Source organism: Marinoscillum sp. HNIBRBA16962 (assembly GCF_057801515.1).
Genome location: NZ_CM173603.1, coordinates 4,184,352 through 4,205,430 on the forward strand (window position 1 = coordinate 4,184,352; position 21,079 = coordinate 4,205,430).

The window sequence follows — 21,079 nt, forward strand, 5'->3', positions numbered from 1 at the left end:
ATGAGTGCCTACCAAATCTTCTTACATACACATTCAGGTCTTAGGTGGTTAGTATTACTCCTATCCGTAATCGTTATCCTGAAATCATTGATAGGGCTTTTTAGTCGCCCTGCTTATCAGAAAATTGATAACATCCTGGCTGCTTCCTTTGTAGGCACTATGCACCTTCAGCTACTGATCGGACTCATTCTTTACATCTTTTTAAGCCCCTGGACTGATCAGGCATTCCAGGACTTTGGCGGGGCTATGAAAGATGCCACGCTACGGTTTTGGGCCGTAGAGCATATTCTGGTGATGATCCTTGCTGTGGTAGCTGCACAAATAGGACGAAGTATCTCGAAAAAAGCCCAAGATGCCAGCGTAAAGCATCGTTTCCAGGCAATCTTTTTCAGTGTGGCTCTGTTGCTTATGTTGTTCGGAATTCCCTGGGACAGATTCTAATCTACCAACTACAAAATAATTTTGCCGCTGCAAACTGCGGAAAGGTCCTGACTAAGGAAGTCACTGAAGAAAACTTTTAGTGCAGGGGAGATTATATGAACCTTAGAGAAGGAACTACTCTGGCTTTATAGTTACGATCACCCGCTTATACCTCGTTAATGGTGGCTCACCCCTATCCGTAACTTTTAATATAAAATGTGCCGTTTCTTCCTTTTTAACTTTTGGGGCGGTGTAATAGGCCTTATACACATTCTCGGCTCCATTTACATTTATCGTTTTTTCATAAGTGCCAGCCTCCCGATAATGAAACCATAGAAAACCGAAACTATCCCCATCAGGATCATAAGTATCAAAAGCATCCAAGGTGAAGCCCTGACCTGACTTTACGGTGATTCGTTCAGGATGTGACAATACCGGAACCGGAGCATGATTGGTATTATCAAAAGACTTTGTACACCAATCCATCCGTGCGGCAAAATCATTTTGAAAATCTTCTCTCCAGCGCCATAAAGTAACTTTATCATTTTTAAACGAAACGGTGTCTCGCTTTACGGTACGGCCATATTCGTCTGGAATGTATGGTGTATAATCGTCAATAGCATTGGTCCAAATGGCCCGCGTCTCAGGCTCGATGGTCACTATCGAATGTCCGTCTTTCAATTTTGAAAAATCCGGCTTGTAAAGTTCGTAGCGGCCACCCCAGCCACCCCAATCCGGATACTCAGTATTATTCAGTCCGTTTGGTACTAAAGACAAAAATGCAGGAGTATCACCTTCCATCCCCCACGCCACATCCGGATACACAGCTCCCAGGGGGCCATGACCTTGCTGGATATTTTGAGCTATCCAACTGTTGCTGATGGAAGTATTGTCTATTCCGCGTACGTAACTATTGATACCAGTCCAGGTGGCCTGACCATAGTCATCACCCGGACTGACAATGTAAAACAGGTCCGGAAAGTTATTCCTGATCCAGATACCACTATTATCCTGATCGGAAATGGTATAAACCCTAAGCTTTAAAATAAGTCGTTTTACTTCTTTCTCGCTCCTGGTCTTTTCTATTTTGTATAGTGCCTGTGCCAGGGTGTTTACACCTCCCCAGGTAGAGACCCACAACGGTCGATCATCATCTTTTTCCAGCTCACGAATGATCCAATCGGATCCTTCTGAGTCTTTTCCCTCACCTACACCTTTCATTCCATAGACTGGCAGTCCACTTTTGATCAATGGATACAAATCCTGTGCTTCCGGAAACTCCGAGTCATGCTTTGTCAGATTAGGTTGCACCTTTTCGTAGGCCTGAATCACCCGCTTAATGGAATTAGGATGAACCGAATTTTGAAGCCAGCAAGAAGTCGTAGCTACTAAGCCTTTGATCTCTATTTCATTGGAGTAGAGAAGCAAACGAACCAGCGACTGGGTATCATCGGGATCAGCTTCTATGTCTGTAAGGATTATGACTCTGTTTTTCTGAACAGACTGACCGGTCAAAGGAGCTGAGATTAACAAAAAAGCTGTGAGTAGTATTAGGTATTTCATCTTCAGTATTTCTTGGGCGTTTTCAAAAGTGGATTTTTGCGAATCTGCAATGACTTTCTTTACTCAAATATACTATTATGCTACTAACGCAATGGATTGTATCCCTGATACTCTGATCGATAATTATGCCTCTAAAAGTTTAAAATGGAAGGCAGATGTCTTGAAGAAGAACTGGTGTCTCTTTACATTTAATCTCGCATTTTTACATATTTCTCAAAATGACACCAACGTATCTATTAGGAAGAAACACATTCGGCGACCCGGCAAATAAGGGAAATGTATTAACTGAAAAGGAAGCTCTGGACCTGCTAAAGGATTGGGTAAAAAATGACAACCTGATCTTTCACATGAAGCAGGTCGGTTACCTGATGAAAAAGTGGGCTGAGGAAGTCGAGGGCCTAAGCTCTGAAGATCAACACAAATGGTACCTCGCCGGGCTACTACACGATGCTGACTGGGATCAGTGGCCGGATGAGCATTGTAAGCGCATCATTGAGGACCTCGAAAAGCGCAATATCGATCCGGAGATTATACGTGCCATCGCTTCTCACGGTCCCTCCTATTTTGGAGTTGAGCCGGAAACCAAGATGGACAAGATGCTCTACGCCTTTGATGAGCTCTCTGGCTTGGTCCATGCCTACTCACTCATGCGCCCCACCAATTACGAGGGCATGAATGTAAAAGGGGTAAAGAAACGACTCAAAGACAAGAACTTTGCGGCTCAGGTTTCCAGGGATGATGTTCGGGATGCTTCTGAAAGAGCTGGCTTACCGCTTGAAGAGGTCATTGCTTTCATAGTAAAGCACCAGGGAAATGTGAAATAATTTTCCTGCTTCAAAAACGATACAATAAAAAACCTACAAGACCCCTTTGGTGCTAGGTAAACTACTCATTTCCTCAGGATTCCTTTTCACAGCCATTTTGATTGCCTTTGCCCATGCTTTAAAGATCCCTTCGATCTTGTGATGCTCGTTTTCCCCTTCTGCTTTGATATTTAGGTTACATTTAGCTGTATCCGAGAAAGATTTGAAAAAGTGCATAAACATCTCAGTAGGCATCTCTCCAATTTTCTCTCGTTTGAAATCCGCTTCCCACACCAGCCAGGGTCGACCCCCAAAATCTATGGCCACCTGGGCAAGTACATCATCCATAGGTAACAAAAAGCCATACCGGTTAATGCCTTTTTTATTCCCAAGCACTTTTAAAAAGCACTCTCCTAATGCGAGCGCAGTATCTTCTATGGTGTGATGCTCATCAATGTGCAGATCGCCGTTTACCTGCACTTTCAGGTCGATGTTTCCGTGCTTACCCAGCTGATCCAGCATGTGATCAAAAAAACCCAGACCTGTGGTAATATTCGTTTTACCACTTCCGTCCAGGTTCAGCTCAATGGCAATATCCGTTTCTTTGGTTTTCCGAACCACACTGGCTTTTCTTGGATGGAGGATCAGGTACTCATAGATCTCTTTCCAGCTTTCTGTAGTAAAGACCGCATTTGTGGTTTTTTCAGAAGCTATGTGAATACCCTTACATCCCAGATTCTCAGCAAGCTGAATATCTGTCGCCCTGTCACCCAGCACATAACTATTGGCTATATCATACTCTCCATTCAGGTATCCTTTCAGCATGCCTATACCCGGTTTACGGTTCGGGTGATTATCCTCCGGAAAGTGCTCATCAATATGTACCTCATCAAACCTGATCCCCTCATTTTCCAGTACCCGCATAATAAGATTGTGAACAGGCCAGAAGGTATCTTCAGGGAAAGAGTCTGTTCCGAGACCATCCTGGTTGGTTACCATCACCAGCATATAATCAGACTCTGCCTGGATCTTGCGCAGGTAGTAAAGCACATCCGGCAGAAACTTCAGCTTATCAATGTTGTCAATCTGCTCATCCTCCGTCTCATAGTTGATAGTACCATCCCGGTCAATAAATAGTATAGGTCGCATATTTTCTATTCCTGATATAATCCGCAAATTAACCCGAAAAATTCATAGAATTTTCGCACTTGAACTCTAAGCGAACTAATTCTATAAATGTTATGTGTAAGTTTAATGTATAAAACATTGTGTGACCAATAAACATTTATGGCAACAAATTTAGATATCGATCAAGAGCTGCCAAATGAGGCTGTCAAACTTGGTAAGCATAAGACCAAGCAAGCTGCGGTAAATGAGGTGCTGAAGAAATATGTACAGTGCCACAAGCAACTGGAAATCGTAAAGCTTTTTGGTACTTTAGACTGGGACGAAGATTATGATTATAAAGCTGAAAGAAAGCGTAAAAGACTTGGAAATGATTTTGATTGATACCAATACTTATCAAAAACGCCTCCTTATAAAGTTCTTCTCCTACTGAAATGCTTTCAGCAACTCTAAGAGCCGATCATTTTCCTCCGGTTTTCCAATCGTAATCCGCAGACATCCTTCGCAGTGCAAATGACTGGTCCGGTCTCTGACGATCACCCTTTCCCTGATAAGGTATTCAAAAATTTCCCGGGCTCTGTCAAACTTTGCAAGCAGAAAATTGGCATTGCTGGGAACAATCTCTTTCACCATACTAAATTTATCCAGCTCCTCATATAGTCTCCCCCGCTCCGAAAGGATTGTTTTCACATGAGCCTCTTTTTTCTCCTGATTGTTTAAAGCCTCCAGGGCAAGTCGCTGATTTGCCTGGCTCAGGTTGTAAGGTGGCTTAATCCGGTCCAGCATTGAGATCACATACGGATCACCCATGGCTACTCCTACCCTGATACCCGCCATGCCCCATGCTTTACTCAGGGTCTGTAAAACGACAAGGTTCGGGTGTTTTTCCATAACCTCTACCCAGCTCCCTTCGGAAGAAAAATCAATGTAAGCCTCATCTACAACAACCATCCCCGGGAAAGACTTTACAATATCCATCATAGCTTCACGGTCCAGGAGGTTGCCGGAAGGGTTATTTGGCGAACACAGAAAAAGTAGCTTAGCATGCTCATCCCAGGAAACTTTGAGCGCTCCTAGATTGATGCTAAAATCTGACTTCAGGGGTACTTTCTTATTTTCTACATTGTTGATCGCAGCACTGACTTCATACATCCCATAGGTTGGGGGAAGTGTGATGATGTAGTCCTTTCCAGGTTCACAAAACAACCTTATTAATAGATCAATGGGCTCGTCACTGCCGTTACCGAAAAAGATCCGGTCCGTACTCACTCCTTTTAGTTCTGACCACCGTGCTTTAAGCGCTTTGTGATGAGGGTCCGGATACCGGTTATAGATACCTTCACTAGCAGACCCTAAGGGGTTCTCATTGGCATCCAGAAAAACCCCGATCTCACCCTCATATTCATCTCTTGCTGAAGAGTATGCTTTCACCTTCTTCAGGTAGGGTCTTATCAGTTTTTCCGGGTATACCATCTTCTCTAAGTTTTTGTAATCGTACTGTTACTGCATTTTTGTGAGCATCCAGGTGCTCAGCTTCGGCCATTCTTTCCACGGTAGGGCCAAGTAAGGTTAGTCCCTCAGCGCTCAGTCGCTGGTAAGTGATCTTTTTCACAAAGCTATCCAAAGACACTCCACTGTAAGAATTGGCCCACCCATTGGTAGGGAGTGTATGATTGGTACCACTTGCATAATCTCCTACAGATTCCGGAGAATAAGGCCCCACGAATACCGAACCTGCATTAACCACCTTTTCAGCCAGCTTTTCTGCTTTAGTAGTACTAATGATCAAATGCTCCGGTCCATATTCATTAATGATGGAAAGTGCCTGCTTCTTATCTTCTACAACTATAACCGCACTCTTTTTTAAAGCTTCTGAAGCAATTTTCTTCCTGCTGAGCCCCTCCAGTTGATCGACTACAGCTCTATTTACTTCCTCAGCCTTTTTTCTGCTCATAGAAACCAGCACCACCTGGCTATCCACGCCATGCTCCGCCTGGGAGAGCAGATCAGCTGCGGCAAATCCCGCATCCGAGTGCTTGTCTACCACTACCAACACCTCAGACGGTCCTGCCGGCATATCTATGGCCACGTCCTGTTTAGCTACCATCTGTTTAGCTACAGTTACATACTGATTGCCCGGCCCAAATATCTTATCCACTTTAGGAACAGTCTCCGTACCATAGGCCATTGCTGCTATGGCCTGGGCTCCACCTAGCTTGAGAATGCGATTAACGCCTACAAGCTTTGCGGTGTAAAGTACCACAGGATTGATCGCCCCCAGCCGATTGGTCGGGCTCGAAATAATGATCTCTTCACAACCAGCAATCTTTGCCGGTATGGCCAACATCAATACCGTAGAAAATAAGGGTGCGGACCCTCCCGGGATATACAACCCAACTTTTTGGATGGGTACGGATCGTCTGCTGCAGATTACACCCGGCATCACTTCCATCACCAGGTCATCCTGCACCTGAGCCTGGTGAAATTTCCTGACATTCTCATAGGCAATTTGAATCGCCTCCTTCAGTGTATCAGGAACATGCTTGTCAGCTTCAGCTAGCTCTTTTTCAGTAACCCAAAGGTCATTGAGCTCCACATGATCATACTCCAGAGCAAACTTTTTTAATGCTTTATCGCCTCCCCGCTGTACTTTGCTGAGGATGGGCTTCACCACCTTTTCGATTTTCGAAAAATCGTAAGAAGGCCGCTGCAGGATCTCAACCAGCTCTTCCTTTCCGGGATTTTCGTAAATAGGAATCATTTGATCATCTTTTCAATAGGCACTACCAGTATTCCTTCGGCTCCAGCAGCTCTGAGTTTTTCTATAACTTCCCAGAAGTCGTCTTCGTTGATCACAGAATGGATACTGCTCCACCCCTTGTCAGCCAGCGGCAAAACCGTAGGGCTTCGCATGCCTGGCAATAGTTCTATGATCTTATCCAGTGAATCATTTGGAGCATTGAGCAAAACGTATTTATTGTTTTTGCCTTCCAAAACGGAATTCATTCGAAACACCAGCTGGTCCAGTAAACCACGCTGCTCTTCATCCAGGTTTTTACCGGCAACCAGTACCGCTTCGGACTTCATTACCGTCTCCACCTCTTTGAGTCCGTTGCTAAGCAGGGTGCTTCCTGAACTCACAATATCACAGATACCTTCGGCCAGACCTATTCCCGGAGCGATTTCCACTGAGCCGCTTATCTCATGAACCTCCGCTTCGATGCCCTTCTTAGCTAAATAGGCTTTTAGAATATTCGGGTATGAGGTGGCTATATTTTTACCGTTAAAGAACTGAATTCCTGAATAATCAACTTCCCGTGGTACAGCTAATGAAAGCCTGCATCTGGAAAAACCGAGGTATTTGACAATTTCTACATCTTTGTTATACTCCTCCTGGACATTGAGGCCCACTACTCCCAGGTCCGCTACCCCATCTTCCACATACCCGGGAATATCATCATCTCTAAGAAACAAAAATTCAACAGGAAAATTGCTGGAATGCGCTTTAAGCTTCTTTGCACCATTGTTAAACTTAATTCCACACTCCTTAAATAGCTTCAAAGAGTCCTCGCTCAAGCGACCTGATTTCTGTACGGCTACTTTTAGTTTTGACATAAAAAATTAAATGAAAAGTAAAGAAGATTGTTTGATGAATTATGTGATGGCAAAAAGCCATAATGACAGATATGATTCCCTTACCGGGAATGATGGGAATGATGATGTATCGTAATCACGTAATTCATTGGGGCAAATGTAAAGCTGATTTTTTTATAAAATCAAATGAAACGAAGATGAATTTTCTTTTTCCAAAACTTACTGACAAACGGAAAAAGGGAAATTCATTTGAAAGGGAGCATAATCCAGCTTTTCGGAAAAAAAACCCTCCCGAAACTATCGGGAGGGCTTAATGTTTTTATCAGTTATCGAGACCAAAAGTCCAGACCGGGACTTTGGCGTGATTGACCACATCCTCTGCAATACTGCCTGAAAGGAAGTGACTTACTCCCCGCCTCTGCTTGGTACCTAAAGCAATCATATCAGCTTCCATATCCTCGGCATATGCCACGATACCATCCTCTTCATTGGAATGGTTATAAGTCTCATAAGGTGCATCCTTAAGTCCGTACTTTTGTTTAAACTCTTCCATCTGCCTCTTATCGTGACGAGTAGTCGTAAAGCTTGCAGGTGTATTGATCTTTACCAGGCTTAGTTTTGCTCCAAACAGGTCTCGTAGCTTTTTTACATGATTAACGAACGCATCGGGGACCTCATGGAAATCCGATGCAAGGACGATACTCTTGATGCTATCTACATCTGTTTCGCCACCTATTGTGATAACAGGACACTTGGAGTACCTCACCATTCGTTCGGCATTTGAGCCTACGAGAAACTCCTCTGCACCGGACGCTCCTGAGGTGCCCATCACGACGAGTTCTACCCCTTGCGTTTTTATCTCTTCAGAAATTTCTTTGAAAGGGTGCCCCAATACGATTTTATAATCAAGCTTTATATTCTTATACCGATCGTCCGCCATCAACGATTCCATCTTTTCTTTTGCAGTATCAATGAGCTTTTTGATATAAAGACTTTGCATGGGATCATAGTCTACGATCCCCATGGTTTTTATAGTATCTGGTGTAGGTTGTTCTATGACGTTTATCAATGTAACCGAGCAACCTGAAGATTTCCTGGAAAGATCAGCTGCAAAGTTGAGCGCATGAAGCGCTATACCTGAAAAATCGTACGGAACGAGTATTTTCTTCATGACTAAAGTGATTTTGTTGTTTGAGACTAAGTTAATCCCAGTTTCAGCAATAGAAAATTTTTCTTTTTAAAAATTTAGTTTTTCGTTAATTGAATAGCCGAGAATGTCTAAAGGTGTTGGGCAAGTAAAAATTGGCATGACATAAGTTTTTCTCTATTTTGCGCGGATGAATAAAGATGATATCCTCTGGAAGGCAATATTGGAAGATATTTTCGATGATTTCCTGCGTTTTTTCTACCCTAATGCCGACAAGCTGTTTGATTTTAACCGGGGATTTGAGTACCTCGATAAAGAACTGGAACAACTTTTCCCACCTGAACAGGATCAATACACCCCTCGATATGTGGATAAATTGGTCAAGGTATTCACAAAGAAAGGTGGCGAAGAGTGGATCCTGGTACATATAGAAGTGCAGGGGTATACAGACATGCATTTTGCCAGAAGAATGTATCGCTATTATTCGCGCATACTGGACAAGTACGACAAGCCTGTGGCGGCCTTTGCCATTTTTACTGATTCAGATAAGCATTTTCACCCCTCAAAGTTTGAGCAGGAGTGCCTGGGCACAAAGGCCAGCTATGAATTCAACACCTGCAAGGTTTTGGAACAACCAGATGTCAGTCTTATGGCAAGCGACAATCCCTTCGCTATGGTGATCCTGACTGTAAAAATATCTTTGAAGGGAAAACAAATGGATGAAATACAGCTCTATGAACTGAAAATAGACCTTGCTAGACGTCTGTTGGGTAAAAAGATATCAAAAGGCAAGATCAGGGCGTTGATGAACTTTCTGCGGTATTACATTCGTTTTGAACATAAGGAAATAGAGCGTAACTTTGAAAAGGAAGTAGAGCTGCTCACACAAAAGAAAACAACCATGGGAATAGAGGAATTTCTATTAGACAGAGCAAAAAAGGAAGGCGCCCTTGAAGAAAGAAAAAAAAGAGAAAAAGCCATTAAAAAAAGGAACCTGGAGATAGCCAAAACCCTCCTTAAAAGAGGTATGTCAATCCAGGAGGTCACCGAAATTACTACCTTGTCTTCAAAAGAAGTTACCCAACTCGCCAGGAAGTAACTTCCAGCACTCTAAAATCCATCAAATCGAGATTGCTTTCACTCAAATACCTCTTTAGTATAACTTAATTCTGCTTTCTTCTCCCACAGGGCTCCCTCTGGGAGCGATTTATTTCTTAACTGACATGGATCTGACCGATACCAAAAAGCAATACAAAAAACAGGGTGGCCAGGGCTAATTGTTTCAGATATGGATCCAGCTGCTCTGAAGTTTTTCGGGACTTTACAGCCCAGGCATTAGACACAAAAAGGGGTAAGGTGAGCAGAAAAATGTATTCAAAAAATGCGCCCTGCACCATGAAAACATAAGCAACCATGGTTCCCATCCCGGTCGCCAACAAAAACCAATGGTAGAGTATCGCATTTGACCGCCCCATGCGAACCGGGAGACTGTATTTGCCTGACTGCCTGTCTGATTCTATGTCTCTGATGTTATTGACATTCAATACACCAACAGCAAAAGCACCACAGGAATAAGCTGGAAGCAAAATGATGTAATTGAGGTGCTCGGTGTGCAAATAGTAACTGCCTCCTACCCCGACAATGCCAAAAAAGATCATTACAAAAAGGTCACCAAAACCTGCATACCCGTACGGTTTTTTCCCGACAGTATACTTAATAGCCGCTCCAATAGCGCCAACTCCCAAAACCAGAAAGATTACAGATGTAAGCCACTGGTCACCAAAGGCCAGAAAAATAAGAATAATCCCGCTCAGAAAAGACAAAAAGGAAAACACAAACAAGCCCCGCTTCATCGCTGACCTGGAAATGAGCCCGGCAGATACCGTTCTCTCCGGGCCCGTTCGCTGAGCGCCATCTACTCCTGATGTGGCATCACCATAATCGTTGGCCAGGTTGGAAAGTATCTGAAGAAACAGGGTGGTGAGTAAGCTTAACGTCAGGATCCAGCCATCCAGTTCATGCTCCCTTGCAGCCAAAAAAGCACCCATCAAAATACAGGAGAATGCCAGGGGTAAGGTCCTTAATCTAAATGCTTGAATCCAGGTTTTTGTCTTACTCATCACACAAAATTACATTCGATCAGGCACCTGAATACCTAAAAGCTCCATACTTCCTTTAATAGTTCTTGCAACCGCCGCAGAAAGAGCAACACGCATTTTTATGATTTCAGGATCATCTTCATTAAAAATAGGTACTTCCTGGTAAAATCCATTGTATGCCTTGGCCAGATCATATACATACTGAGCCACCATAGCAGGTGAATATTCCAAAGCAGCTGTCTCGACCACTTTTGGCAGTTCGGTAAGCCTGTGCACTACCTCGAGCTCCTTCGGATGAAGCCTGGTTACCTTCTGATCATCAAAGTCCGTTGCGATATCCAGTGCCTTCGCCCTCCTTAGGATGGCTGAAATTCTGGCATGGGTATATTGAATGAACGGACCGGTATTCCCCTGAAATTCGATGGACTCCTGGGGATTGAAAAGCATCCGTTTTTTCGGATCTACTTTTAACAGAAAATATTTCAATGCACCTAGACCCAGCACACGGTAAAGCTCCTGAGCTTCCTCGTTGGTCAGGGATTCAATCTTTCCAAGCTCTTCGGTCTGTCTCGCTGCAGTCTCAAACATTTCCTGCATCAGGTCATCTGCATCCACTACGGTACCTTCCCTGGACTTCATTTTACCGGAAGGCAGATCTACCATGCCATAAGAAAGATGATATAAACCATCAGCATAGTCCCTTCCGAGCTTATCCATGATGGAAAAGAGTACCTTAAAATGATAATCCTGTTCATTACCTACCACGTATACCGACTTATCAAAAGGAAAATCATTGTGCTTCAGCTCACAGGTACCAATGTCCTGAGTGATATAGACCGAAGTACCATCTCCTCGCAGTACCAGCTTCTCATCAAGCTTCTCACTGGTCAGGTCAACCCATACGGAGTTATCCTCTTTCCTGTAAAAAACCCCTTTATCGATACCCTCTTTGATGACGTCCTTTCCCAGAAGGTAGGTTTCAGACTCATAATAGACCTTGTCAAAGGAAATGCCCATGGTCTCGTACGACATATCAAATCCATCAAAGACCCAACCGTTCATCTTTTTCCAAAGGGCTACAATTTCCGGATCGCCTTCTTCCCATTTCCTGAGCATTGCCTGGGCCTCCAGGATCAGGGGCGCCTGTTTTTTCGCTTCTTCAGGGTCCATACCCTGGTGGATCAAACCTTCGATCTCTTTTTTATACTCCTGATCAAACCTTACATAGTAGTTGCCGATGAGCTTATCCCCTTTCAACCCGGAACTTTCGGGAGTTTCTCCATTACCAAATTTCTGATACGCCAGCATGGATTTACAGATATGAATCCCCCGGTCATTAACGAGGTTTACCTTCATTACTTCATATCCGTAGGCCGTCAGGATACGGGATACAGAATCCCCCAGGAAGTTATTTCGGAGGTGTCCAAGATGGAGTGGCTTATTGGTATTAGGAGAGCTAAACTCTACCATCACTTTTTTACCATTTGGTGGAAAAACACCAAAATGTTCGTCATGCCCCAGACTGCCAAGTGCACTAATCCAGACCTGATCAGCTATCACGAGGTTGAGAAACCCTTTTACCACGTTGAAATCACTGATCAACTCAGTATTTTCTTTCAAATACGCCCCGATAAGCTGCCCGGACTCTTCCGGGCTTTTCCTGGTTTGCTTTAAAAAGGGGAAGACAACGAGCGTGTGCGTTCCCTCAAAATCCTTGCGTGTAGGCTGCAGGGAAAAAGATCCCCCATCCACCTCAGCATCAAAAAGTGACTTAAAAGCTTTAACTAAGTGCTCTTTTAACTGCTCTTCTATGGCTATCATGCTTGTTTTTTCTTCGGTAAGAATACCTCTGCCATCATACAGCGGGCGCTACCCCCGCCCAGGCATTCAATGGTGTCCAGCGGACTGTAAAGCAACTTACCGTGTTTTTCTAATTGACTTATTTGTGTTTGATTTAATGACTTAAAGGCAGACTCAGACATCACAACGAAACGCTCGCCTACACCATTTCTTACCTGGAGCATATTGCCTGCAAACCGCTCCTTCTGCTCTTCGGTGATAAAAATTACCTCTTTACCTGTATTTTCAAAAGATCTGATCAGCTGCTTTTTTTCTATCTCGTCATCAATACTGTCCCCGCAAACCAGGGCAAACTGCTCACCAAGACACATCATTACATTGGTGTGATAAATCGGCATTCGCTGATCGTTTACGGTTTGAAATGCACTGAATGTAATCATTGTATATCCGGTGTTTTTTGCAAAGTCTTCCAAAACATCAGGGTGGGTTCGTTCGGAAATTGCAGCATACCCGATTTTATTTTTCCGGTCCAGGATCAGACTACCTGTCCCCTCCAGAAATTTACCTCCCGCCTCCCAGTCCGTAAACCCTGAAATACTTGAAATGAAAAATTCTTCTCCAAGCTGTTGGATCAGATCATCTCTCCGCTCAAGCCTTCTGTTTTCTGCATACATCGGATACAGGATTACATTGCCGGACTCATGAAATGACACCCAGTTATTGGGAAAAATGGAATCGGGTGTTTCCGGATCTTTTGTGTCTTCAAAAACGACTACATGAACACCGGCATTCCTTAGTTTCTGTACGAAAGCATCAAACTCCCGAAGAGCTTTTTCCTGAATTTGCTCCGGAGATAGCCCCTCTATTGTCTTTTGGTAGTAATTATTGACAGCAGTCTGTTCATTGCGATGAAAAGCTACCGGACGGATCATCATTAATGTATCTGTAATCTGCTCACTCATATTTCCTCCTCAGTGGTAAGGTAGAACACCTCAATAATCCTTCCTGTTTAGCTATCTCAGCGTATGGAACTTCCTCAACGGTGAAGCCCTGCTCCCTCAACCAATTATTAAGTCTTGTGAATGTTTTCTCCGAAACCACAACATCCGGGGCAATAGAAAACACATTGCTGAACATCTGATACATCTCTTCTTTATCTATGTGAAACAGATTTTCCTGGCCAAAAAGATCCACCAAAAACTGATAGTCTTTCGGGTCACGAAATCCTTCCCTGTGGATGATCCCTTTGTCCCTGCCTACAGGCTGAAAGCAACAGTCCAGGTGCAAAGCATTTTCCTTAGCATTCGTATTTGACTTAGCCAGATCAAACTCTTTTACCTGCTTATTCGGGAAGAAAGATTTCAAAAAAGCTACTCCCTCAAGGTTGGTCCTGGCAGTGATATGCCCCGGGTAGTCCGGTCCTTTATACGTACCCACAAAGAGATAATCTTCCCAAAGCATCACATCACCTCCTTCTATATGTACCTCTTTGGGTGGAGTGATTACTTTCTCCGGGTTCATTTGTGTTACGATGTACTCAATAGCCTTCAGTTCTGGCTCCCTGTCAGGCAGTATGTTCGATTTAATAAAAAAATCCTCCACAACAAACGCTATATCCCTGGAAAATATCTGATTACAGTTCTGGATATTTTCCGGTCGATACACTTTCACATTATACTTCTCGAAGACCTTATTTAACGCTTCCATTTCAGGAATCATATCTTCTTCTTTTGGGTAGGTGCCTGCTTTAATATGTTCCAGAGACTTGGGATCATAAGCATCCTCTTCTCGGGGCTTGCCACCGGAATTTTCCGCAATACCTAACACCACAGCCTCCAATGGAGCTGTTTCGTCGTTTATTTGAATCTTAATCATGGGGTATTGATGTAAAAAACAGCCACAAAAGTAAGTGATCAAAAACTTATTTGGTTCAGATCAATTATTAATATTATGATGAATGCGAATTCATTTTTTTTTCTGATTATTGCGTCGTTTTATTGCTTTGGAAAATTAGCCCTCAAATGAAAAGTTACGCTGACTTAATAGAACAAACCTTTTACTTTCCTACCAAAGAGTTTAATGTAAAGGATAACCTGCTATGGTTTCACGATGTAAGCCTGATGGAGATTATCGAAAAGTATGGTACGCCGCTCAAGCTCACCTATTTACCCAAGATCAGTGAGAACATACAGTATGCTAAAAAGATCTTTAATGATGCCATAGCAAAAAACAACTATGAGGGTTCGTACACATACTGCTACTGCACCAAGTCCTCTCACTTCCAGTTTGTCATGGAAGAGGCCCTGAAAAATGACATCCATATAGAAACAAGCTCCGCTTACGACATTCCCATCATCAGGAGCTTAAATAAGAGCGGGCTATTTGATAAAAACAGGCTTGTTGTATGTAATGGTTTTAAGAGGCCTCTCTATGTCGAAAATATCGCTAACCTGATCAACGATGGGTTCAGGAACTGTATTCCGGTGCTAGATAACCTTAATGAGCTTCAGTACTATAAAGAGCACATCAAAGGGAAGTATAATGTAGGCATTCGGATTGCAGCGGATGAGGAACCCAACTTCGCTTTTTATACATCAAGATTGGGGATCAGGTATCATGACATTTTGCCTCACTTTAAAGAGCAGATAGAAGGAACCAATGCCCGGCTCAAGATGCTTCACTTCTTCATCAATACAGGCATAAAAGATACGGCCTACTACTGGAGCGAGCTTAGCAGGTTCGTTTACAAGTATTGTGAGCTCAAAAAAGTTTGCCCGGATCTCGATACTATTGATATTGGCGGTGGTTTCCCCATTAAAAACTCACTCGGTTTTGAATATGATTATGCCTATATGGCTGAGCAGATCATAGCAAATATCAAATGGATCTGTCAAAAAAATCACGTGGAGGTTCCTAACATAATCACTGAATTTGGTTCTTACACAGTAGGTGAAAGTGGCGCTACCCTGTACTCCGTACTTGACCAAAAGCTTCAGAATGATAAGGAGCTCTGGTATATGATGGATGGTTCTTTCATTACGCATATGCCGGATGTCTGGGGACTAAACGAAAAGTTCATTTTGCTTCCGGTAAATAACTGGGACCACCTGCATCACCGGGTGAACATAGGCGGGTTAACCTGTGATAGCCAGGACTACTATGCTTCAGAAGCACACATTGGTGAGGTGTTTCTACCAACTATAGAAGATGACGGCACGCTGTATTTTGGCTTCTTTCATACCGGGGCATACCAGGAATCACTCGGAGGGTACGGTGGAATCCAGCACTGCCTTATTCCTGCTCCAAAGCACGTGATCATCCGGAAAAACAGTGACGGGAAAATCACCTCAGAATTATTTGCTCCGGAGCAGGAAAGCGAAGCGATGATGAAGATTTTGGGTTATTCCAAATGATATATGTCGCGTTAATATTTGTTATTTCCCTTTGAGATTAAGCAGTCATCAATTATTTTCCATATTCCTTTTAAGTTAAGCTGTGTCTAAAAATCTAGTAATCATACCTACGTACAACGAAAGTGAAAACGTTCGAGATATCATCAGAGCAGTCCTGGGGCTTCCTATTGCTTTTGAAGTGCTGATTATTGATGATGGATCACCGGACGGCACAGCAGACCTGGTGAAGGAATTGCAAAACGAATATACTGACCGCCTACACCTGGTAGAACGCGAAGGAAAACTGGGACTTGGCACTGCCTATATATGTGGCTTTAAGTATGCATTGGAAAAGGGATATGACTACATCTATGAGATGGATGCAGATTTTTCTCATAATCCGGAAGACCTCATCGCTCTTTATAAGGCATGCTCAGAAGAAGGATACCACATGGCTATCGGCTCCAGGTACATCAAAGGCGTTAACGTAGTAAACTGGCCAATCGGGCGTGTACTCATGTCCTATTTTGCCAGCATCTATGTGCGTCTAATCACCGGATTACCATTCAAAGACACCACAGCCGGTTTTAAGTGTTACAGTAAAGAAGTCCTCAAAACCATAAACCTTGAGAAGATCAACTTCGTGGGCTATGCTTTCCAGATAGAAATGAAATACACAGCATGGAAGCACGGTTTTAAGATCATAGAAGTTCCGATCATTTTTACAGATCGTACACGAGGTACTTCTAAAATGTCAAAAGGGATCTTCAAAGAAGCAATAGTTGGGGTACTGGAAATGAAAATCCGAAGCCTTTTCAGAAAGTACAAGCCCTTTCATACAGCCTGAGCCAGGTACGGCAAAGTGTAAGAAAATAGAGAATTTATATCACGATCCGGAAGTTCAGTGTAAATAAATTGCGGTTGACAAAAAATCCACATTCAGTCAGTTTCTAATCAAACCGTATAGCCTTAATCGGATTGATCCTGGAAATTACCGATAGTGGGATGAATAGCGTTATCCCGGTAATCAGACAAACAAACAGGTTCAGCAAAACAACCATCCTAAAATCAAACATGATGGGCACATGGTCCATGTAATAGTTTGCTGCATCCAGTGGGATTATTTTGAAATGATCCTGAATCAGACAGAAAGCAAGTCCTATGAAATTTCCCCAAAGCATCCCTCTTACTATCAAACCAAGCCCGTTGAATAAAAATATTCTCCTCATTAAAGAATTAGCCGCTCCCAGGGACTTAAAGGTACCTATCATGTTTGTTCGCTCCATGATGAGGATAAGCAGGATAGAGACCATGTTGAACGCTGCTACAAAGAGGATCAGGGTGAAAAAGATCACCACATTTCGGTTAAGCAACCTTAACCAATCAAATATCTGCATGTATTTATCGCTCACCTTATCTACGTAAAGCTCTGAATCGGTCTGCTCAAAGATATCCGTTTCCGCCCGATTCATGTCTTCAGGGTCCTTCAGGAAGACCTCCAAACCACCAGCCTGAAACTTGTCCCATCCATTGATCCTTCTGACCAGATTAATGTCTCCCATGATCACTTTCTCATCAAAATCCTCCAGACCGGTTTCATAGATCCCGGTAATCTTAAGCTGACGATACCGGGGTGGGTTTTGCAGGAAGAAAACCATCACCTCATCACCCACGTCAAGCCTGAGATAATTAGCAATTTTGGAGCTTATAGCCACCTCAGTGCCGTATCCCTCCCCGGGGAATTGAGGAAACGAGCCATTGACCATATGTTTGCCAAAACTTGTGGTATCAAACCGGTCATCAAGCCCTTTGAGAATAATTCCCTGCACCTCTTCCTCTGTTTTCAATAGCCCGGCTTTATAAGCATACTTTTGAACATAGTCAACGCCCCTCATATCCAGAATAGAATTGACCAAAGAATCATCCACACGGATCATCGACTCCTCAAAAGATGTGGATAAGGTGTACTTACTGATAATCAGGTGCCCGCTAAAGCTGTAGATCTTTTCTTTTATTGTATTTTCAAATCCTTTGAGAATCATAAAGGAACAAATGAGCGTAGCTAGCGCCATAGCGATGCTAACCACTGCAATGCGGTTAATCACTGTAGTGAAAGAGCCGACCTCATTTTTTGAGATTCTTTTTGCTATGAAATACGGAAGATTCAAGATGATTACTTTTGATGTGCAATAATACAGGATATCTATGGTCAAGCACTTTTTACTCGTGATCTTTTTAGTAGTAGCAGTCAGTTGTACTTCTCAAAAAAGCTCTTATGAGAAAATTCTGACCGGTGCAGAACAACTTGAGATCTACCTTCCTGACCTCCAAAATAAGGAAATTGGTCTTTTTGTAAACCACACCTCACTCGTAAAGGAAACTCATCTGACGGATACATTATTATCATTAGGAATCAGTATCAAAAGGGTTTTTAGTCCTGAGCATGGTTTCCTGGGAAATAAGCCCGATGGAGAAAAAATAGACGGTGAAACGTCCATGCATTTTGAATTGGTTTCACTTTATGGGACTAACAAAAGACCCACAGATCAGCAGGTAGAGGACCTGGATCTTTTGGTGATCGATATCCAGGACGTGGGCGTACGGTTTTATACTTATGCGAGTACTATGACTTACTTGATGGAAGCTTGTGCCCGCAATGATGTACCTGTCATGATCCTGGATCGCCCTAACCCAAACGGTAGCTATGTGGACGGACCGGTTTTAGACGAAAGGTTCGAGTCGTTCATAGGGTTACACCCTATCCCACTGGTTCATGGACTCACACTGGGTGAGCTGGCACAGATGATCAATGGTGAAGGTTGGCTAAATGATGGAGTAACATGTAGCCTGGATGTTGTCCCTTTAAAGAACTGGACACATAAAATGCCCTACACACTTCCTGTACCACCCTCACCTAACCTTCCTAACGACCTTGCAGTAGCACTTTATCCGTCCCTGGCACTTTTTGAAGGAACTGCCGTATCAGTCGGCAGGGGGACTGATTACCCCTTTCAGGTTATTGGTCATCCCGAATATAAACCCGGAAGCTATGTCTTCACACCTCAACCAAACGAAGGTTCAAAATATCCTCCTTTGGAGGGAGAACAATGCTTTGGACTGAGTTTTCAAAACCAGGAGCCCCGGTATCGATTAACGTTAGAGTACCTGATCAATTTTTATAATGCGCTAAATGAAAGTACCGAAAAACCGTTTTTCAATGATTACTTTACCAGGCTCGCCGGAACAGAGGAGTTACAAAAGCAAATAGAGGCGGGCTGGAGTGAAGATAGAATTAAAGAAAGCTGGAAAAAGGACCTGGAACAGTTTATAGCGAAGCGTAATAAATACCTGCTTTACCCTTAAAAAATAAGGCCATTTCTACTGAAATGGCCTTGAAATAGATACTAAAAAATGTTTTAAAACTTTCTGATAAGTGTCCATGAGAAAAGATGATTAGGTTTGCTCCATGGATCAACAACCACTTAAAATCATCTTTATGGGGACCCCTGAGTTTGCAGTTGCCAGTCTGAGCAAACTCATCGATGAGAACTTTAACATTGTGGCAGTCATAACTGCGCCAGATAAGCCCAAAGGAAGAGGCAAAAAAGTAGCTACATCACCTGTTAAGGACTATGCCTTAAGTAAAGGATTGCCAATACTCCAACCAACCAACCTTAAGGATCCGAAATTTCAGGAAGAGCTGAAAAGTTATCAGGCAGATCTGCAGATTGTGGTCGCATTCAGAATGCTTCCCGAGAGTGTCTGGAGCATGCCTCCGCTTGGTTCATTTAATCTACATGCATCGTTACTGCCGGATTATCGGGGAGCAGCTCCGATAAACTGGGCAATCATCAATGGAGAAAAGGAAACAGGAGTGACCACCTTCAAACTAAAGCACGAGATTGATACCGGTAATATTTTATTCCAGGAAAAGGAACCCATCCATTATGAAGATAATGCAGGAACCTTATATGAGCGACTCATGATAAAAGGAGCAAACCTTGTAGTGAAGACCGTTGGCGCCATACAACACAATAATTACCAGCTCAATCCGCAACCTCCCATTTCCGTACCAAAACATGCTCCGAAGATTTTCAGGGAAGATTGTGAAATCAACTGGAACAAACCTGCGGAAGAAGTTAGAAACTTTATTCGTGGGCTCAGCCCCTACCCCGCTGCATGGACAACACTTGACAACCAAACATTTAAAATTTATGGAGCTGAGAAATGTAACAGAAGCCACACATCCGCTCCTGGTACATTTAAGTCGGACGGCAAAACCTACGTAGATGTAACAACTCAGGATGGAGCTCTGTCACTTACAGAAGTGCAGCTACAGGGGAAAAAGCGAATGACCACTGAGGAATTTCTCAGAGGCTATCACTGGACCGCTTAGCACTGAAATACTGAATAGGCCAGGATAACGGACCGATCAAAAGCGAGAGTATAACCCATTCATGAGGATCATGGTCATGCTTTTCAGCCATGAGAATATTTCCCAAAATGGATATAAAACAAAGGACCAGGGCTGCGGTTACCATAGTTTTTAGTTTCTTTGACTTTACGAAACCCCTCAACCAAAAGTTATACCTATGACCATATCCATGATTGCTGCAATGGGTAAAAACAGAGTGATCGGAAAGGATAATGATATACCCTGGCACCTTCCGGATGACTTTCAGTATTTTAAAAATACGACCAGGGGTCATCATGTACTTATGGGCAGAAAGAATTTTGAGTCCTTACCAGACCGCTTCCGCCCCCTCCCTGACCGACCTAATGTCATCATCACTCGCCAAAAAAAATATGACGCAGGTGGTCCTGCTATAGTGCATAGTCTGGAAGATGCTATCGACTGTGCCAGAAATAACGGTGAAAAGGAAGCTTTTATCATTGGAGGAGGAGAAATTTACAAACTGGGTTTGGCTTACGCAGAAAAGATCTACCTCACTGAAATAGACGCTGATTTTCAGGGAGATACTTTTTTCCCGGAATTTGACCGCTCAAAGTGGAAAGAAACTTCCAGATCCAATCATCCTGCAGATGAAAAGCATAAATTTGCTTTTGATTTTGTAATTTATGAGAAAAAATAAACTATGGACGCTCATAAAAGACTTCTAGCAATCCTGCACATCG

General features: G+C 43.1%; 20 protein-coding genes. 9 read left to right on the plus strand and 11 right to left on the minus strand.

The features are described from left to right. The gene (locus AC3E9V_RS17415; RefSeq protein ID WP_488749421.1) at positions 1 to 441 is read left to right on the plus strand and encodes a hypothetical protein; all 441 of its coding nucleotides are present in this window, start codon (positions 1 to 3) and stop codon (positions 439 to 441) included. A gap of 114 nt (positions 442 to 555) precedes the next feature. Here the strand turns inward: AC3E9V_RS17415 and AC3E9V_RS17420 are convergent, their stop codons facing one another. Further along, positions 556 to 1,983 carry a DUF1593 domain-containing protein gene (locus AC3E9V_RS17420; protein WP_488749422.1) on the minus strand — a complete coding sequence of 476 codons (1,428 nt, stop codon included), beginning with the start codon at positions 1,981 to 1,983 and terminating at the stop codon, positions 556 to 558. 218 nt (positions 1,984 to 2,201) lie between these two features. Here AC3E9V_RS17420 and AC3E9V_RS17425 point away from each other — a divergent pair, with 218 nt between their 5' ends. Continuing rightward, positions 2,202 to 2,807: an HD domain-containing protein gene (locus AC3E9V_RS17425; RefSeq protein WP_488749423.1), complete on the plus strand. Its 606-nt coding sequence runs from the start codon at positions 2,202 to 2,204 to the stop codon at positions 2,805 to 2,807. Between the two features lie 33 nt (positions 2,808 to 2,840). Here the strand turns inward: AC3E9V_RS17425 and hisB are convergent, their stop codons facing one another. Further along, positions 2,841 to 3,935, minus strand: a complete 1,095-nt coding sequence (gene hisB, locus AC3E9V_RS17430; protein WP_488749424.1) for a bifunctional histidinol-phosphatase/imidazoleglycerol-phosphate dehydratase HisB — start codon at positions 3,933 to 3,935, stop codon at positions 2,841 to 2,843. 138 nt (positions 3,936 to 4,073) lie between these two features. On the opposite strand from hisB, the gene AC3E9V_RS17435 reads away from it, so the two are divergent. Beyond that, positions 4,074 to 4,295 carry a type II toxin-antitoxin system VapB family antitoxin gene (locus tag AC3E9V_RS17435; protein WP_488749425.1) on the plus strand — a complete coding sequence of 74 codons (222 nt, stop codon included), beginning with the start codon at positions 4,074 to 4,076 and terminating at the stop codon, positions 4,293 to 4,295. A 42-nt stretch (positions 4,296 to 4,337) separates the two neighbouring features. Here AC3E9V_RS17435 and hisC read toward each other — a convergent pair whose 3' ends face one another. The 4 genes from hisC to AC3E9V_RS17455 all read right to left on the minus strand — a co-directional run bounded on the left by hisC (position 4,338) and on the right by AC3E9V_RS17455 (position 8,676). Next, on the minus strand, positions 4,338 to 5,384 hold the full coding sequence (gene hisC / locus AC3E9V_RS17440; RefSeq protein ID WP_488749426.1) for a histidinol-phosphate transaminase: 1,047 nt from the start codon (positions 5,382 to 5,384) through the stop codon (positions 4,338 to 4,340). Then, entirely contained in the window at positions 5,314 to 6,669 is a 1,356-nt protein-coding gene (gene hisD, locus AC3E9V_RS17445) for a histidinol dehydrogenase (protein ID WP_488753672.1), read from the minus strand. The genes hisC and hisD overlap by 71 nt, the downstream gene beginning before the upstream one ends. Further along, entirely contained in the window at positions 6,669 to 7,526 is an 858-nt protein-coding gene (hisG, locus tag AC3E9V_RS17450; RefSeq protein ID WP_488749427.1) for an ATP phosphoribosyltransferase, read from the minus strand. The genes hisD and hisG overlap by 1 nt, the downstream gene beginning before the upstream one ends. 301 nt (positions 7,527 to 7,827) lie before the next feature. After that, positions 7,828 to 8,676 (minus strand): universal stress protein, encoded by an 849-nt coding sequence (locus tag AC3E9V_RS17455; protein WP_488749428.1) that lies wholly within the window; start codon positions 8,674 to 8,676, stop codon positions 7,828 to 7,830. Between the two features lie 166 nt (positions 8,677 to 8,842). On the opposite strand from AC3E9V_RS17455, the gene AC3E9V_RS17460 reads away from it, so the two are divergent. Further along, positions 8,843 to 9,751, plus strand: coding sequence for an Rpn family recombination-promoting nuclease/putative transposase (locus tag AC3E9V_RS17460; RefSeq protein WP_488749429.1), 909 nt, complete (start codon positions 8,843 to 8,845; stop codon positions 9,749 to 9,751). Positions 9,752 to 9,866: 115 nt separating this feature from the next. Here AC3E9V_RS17460 and AC3E9V_RS17465 read toward each other — a convergent pair whose 3' ends face one another. Genes AC3E9V_RS17465 through AC3E9V_RS17480 form a run of 4 tightly spaced genes read right to left on the minus strand, consistent with a single transcriptional unit; the run spans position 9,867 to position 14,426 of the window. Beyond that, positions 9,867 to 10,772: a 1,4-dihydroxy-2-naphthoate polyprenyltransferase gene (locus tag AC3E9V_RS17465; RefSeq protein WP_488749430.1), complete on the minus strand. Its 906-nt coding sequence runs from the start codon at positions 10,770 to 10,772 to the stop codon at positions 9,867 to 9,869. 9 nt (positions 10,773 to 10,781) lie between these two features. After that, complete coding sequence (gene argS / locus AC3E9V_RS17470) at positions 10,782 to 12,572, minus strand: arginine--tRNA ligase (protein ID WP_488749431.1); 1,791 nt, start codon at positions 12,570 to 12,572, stop codon at positions 10,782 to 10,784. Next, complete coding sequence (gene ctlX, locus AC3E9V_RS17475) at positions 12,569 to 13,513, minus strand: citrulline utilization hydrolase CtlX (RefSeq protein WP_488749432.1); 945 nt, start codon at positions 13,511 to 13,513, stop codon at positions 12,569 to 12,571. Before ctlX ends, argS begins: the two co-directional genes overlap by 4 nt. Next, positions 13,506 to 14,426, minus strand: a complete 921-nt coding sequence (locus AC3E9V_RS17480) for a dimethylarginine dimethylaminohydrolase family protein (RefSeq protein WP_488749433.1) — start codon at positions 14,424 to 14,426, stop codon at positions 13,506 to 13,508. Before AC3E9V_RS17480 ends, ctlX begins: the two co-directional genes overlap by 8 nt. Before the next feature lie 146 nt (positions 14,427 to 14,572). Between AC3E9V_RS17480 and AC3E9V_RS17485 the strand changes: the two genes are divergently transcribed. Then, positions 14,573 to 15,964: a type III PLP-dependent enzyme domain-containing protein gene (locus tag AC3E9V_RS17485; RefSeq protein ID WP_488749434.1), complete on the plus strand. Its 1,392-nt coding sequence runs from the start codon at positions 14,573 to 14,575 to the stop codon at positions 15,962 to 15,964. Positions 15,965 to 16,046: 82 nt separating this feature from the next. Beyond that, positions 16,047 to 16,790, plus strand: a complete 744-nt coding sequence (locus AC3E9V_RS17490) for a polyprenol monophosphomannose synthase (protein ID WP_488749435.1) — start codon at positions 16,047 to 16,049, stop codon at positions 16,788 to 16,790. Between the two features lie 103 nt (positions 16,791 to 16,893). On the opposite strand, the gene AC3E9V_RS17495 is transcribed toward AC3E9V_RS17490, so the two are convergent. Continuing rightward, the gene (locus AC3E9V_RS17495; protein WP_488749436.1) at positions 16,894 to 18,111 is read right to left on the minus strand and encodes an ABC transporter permease; all 1,218 of its coding nucleotides are present in this window, start codon (positions 18,109 to 18,111) and stop codon (positions 16,894 to 16,896) included. Between the two features lie 37 nt (positions 18,112 to 18,148). Between AC3E9V_RS17495 and AC3E9V_RS17500 the strand changes: the two genes are divergently transcribed. From AC3E9V_RS17500 to AC3E9V_RS17510, 3 genes are all read left to right on the plus strand, one after another. Further along, a complete protein-coding gene (locus AC3E9V_RS17500) occupies positions 18,149 to 19,306 on the plus strand; it encodes an exo-beta-N-acetylmuramidase NamZ family protein (protein WP_488749437.1) in 1,158 nt (385 codons plus the stop codon). A gap of 103 nt (positions 19,307 to 19,409) precedes the next feature. After that, a complete protein-coding gene (fmt, locus tag AC3E9V_RS17505; RefSeq protein ID WP_488749438.1) occupies positions 19,410 to 20,339 on the plus strand; it encodes a methionyl-tRNA formyltransferase in 930 nt (309 codons plus the stop codon). A 196-nt stretch (positions 20,340 to 20,535) separates the two neighbouring features. Then, positions 20,536 to 21,036 (plus strand): dihydrofolate reductase, encoded by a 501-nt coding sequence (locus AC3E9V_RS17510; protein WP_488749439.1) that lies wholly within the window; start codon positions 20,536 to 20,538, stop codon positions 21,034 to 21,036. The last annotated feature ends 43 nt before the right edge of the window (positions 21,037 to 21,079 follow it).

Excerpts from the sequence above, each read along its gene's own strand:
- AC3E9V_RS17420 (WP_488749422.1), bottom strand. The coding sequence starts at position 1,983 with ATGAAATACCTAATACTACTCACAGCTTTTTTGTTAATCTCAGCTCCT.
- AC3E9V_RS17485 (WP_488749434.1), top strand. The coding sequence starts at position 14,573 with ATGAAAAGTTACGCTGACTTAATAGAACAAACCTTTTACTTTCCTACC.
- ctlX (WP_488749432.1), bottom strand. The coding sequence starts at position 13,513 with ATGAGTGAGCAGATTACAGATACATTAATGATGATCCGTCCGGTAGCT.
- AC3E9V_RS17480 (WP_488749433.1), bottom strand. The coding sequence starts at position 14,426 with ATGATTAAGATTCAAATAAACGACGAAACAGCTCCATTGGAGGCTGTG.
- argS (WP_488749431.1), bottom strand. The coding sequence starts at position 12,572 with ATGATAGCCATAGAAGAGCAGTTAAAAGAGCACTTAGTTAAAGCTTTT.
- AC3E9V_RS17435 (WP_488749425.1), top strand. The coding sequence starts at position 4,074 with ATGGCAACAAATTTAGATATCGATCAAGAGCTGCCAAATGAGGCTGTC.
- fmt (WP_488749438.1), top strand. The coding sequence starts at position 19,410 with ATGGATCAACAACCACTTAAAATCATCTTTATGGGGACCCCTGAGTTT.
- hisG (WP_488749427.1), bottom strand. The coding sequence starts at position 7,526 with ATGTCAAAACTAAAAGTAGCCGTACAGAAATCAGGTCGCTTGAGCGAG.
- AC3E9V_RS17500 (WP_488749437.1), top strand. The coding sequence starts at position 18,149 with ATGGTCAAGCACTTTTTACTCGTGATCTTTTTAGTAGTAGCAGTCAGT.
- AC3E9V_RS17510 (WP_488749439.1), top strand. The coding sequence starts at position 20,536 with ATGACCATATCCATGATTGCTGCAATGGGTAAAAACAGAGTGATCGGA.
- AC3E9V_RS17455 (WP_488749428.1), bottom strand. The coding sequence starts at position 8,676 with ATGAAGAAAATACTCGTTCCGTACGATTTTTCAGGTATAGCGCTTCAT.
- AC3E9V_RS17425 (WP_488749423.1), top strand. The coding sequence starts at position 2,202 with ATGACACCAACGTATCTATTAGGAAGAAACACATTCGGCGACCCGGCA.
- hisC (WP_488749426.1), bottom strand. The coding sequence starts at position 5,384 with ATGGTATACCCGGAAAAACTGATAAGACCCTACCTGAAGAAGGTGAAA.
- AC3E9V_RS17415 (WP_488749421.1), top strand. The coding sequence starts at position 1 with ATGAGTGCCTACCAAATCTTCTTACATACACATTCAGGTCTTAGGTGG.
- AC3E9V_RS17460 (WP_488749429.1), top strand. The coding sequence starts at position 8,843 with ATGAATAAAGATGATATCCTCTGGAAGGCAATATTGGAAGATATTTTC.
- hisB (WP_488749424.1), bottom strand. The coding sequence starts at position 3,935 with ATGCGACCTATACTATTTATTGACCGGGATGGTACTATCAACTATGAG.
- AC3E9V_RS17465 (WP_488749430.1), bottom strand. The coding sequence starts at position 10,772 with ATGAGTAAGACAAAAACCTGGATTCAAGCATTTAGATTAAGGACCTTA.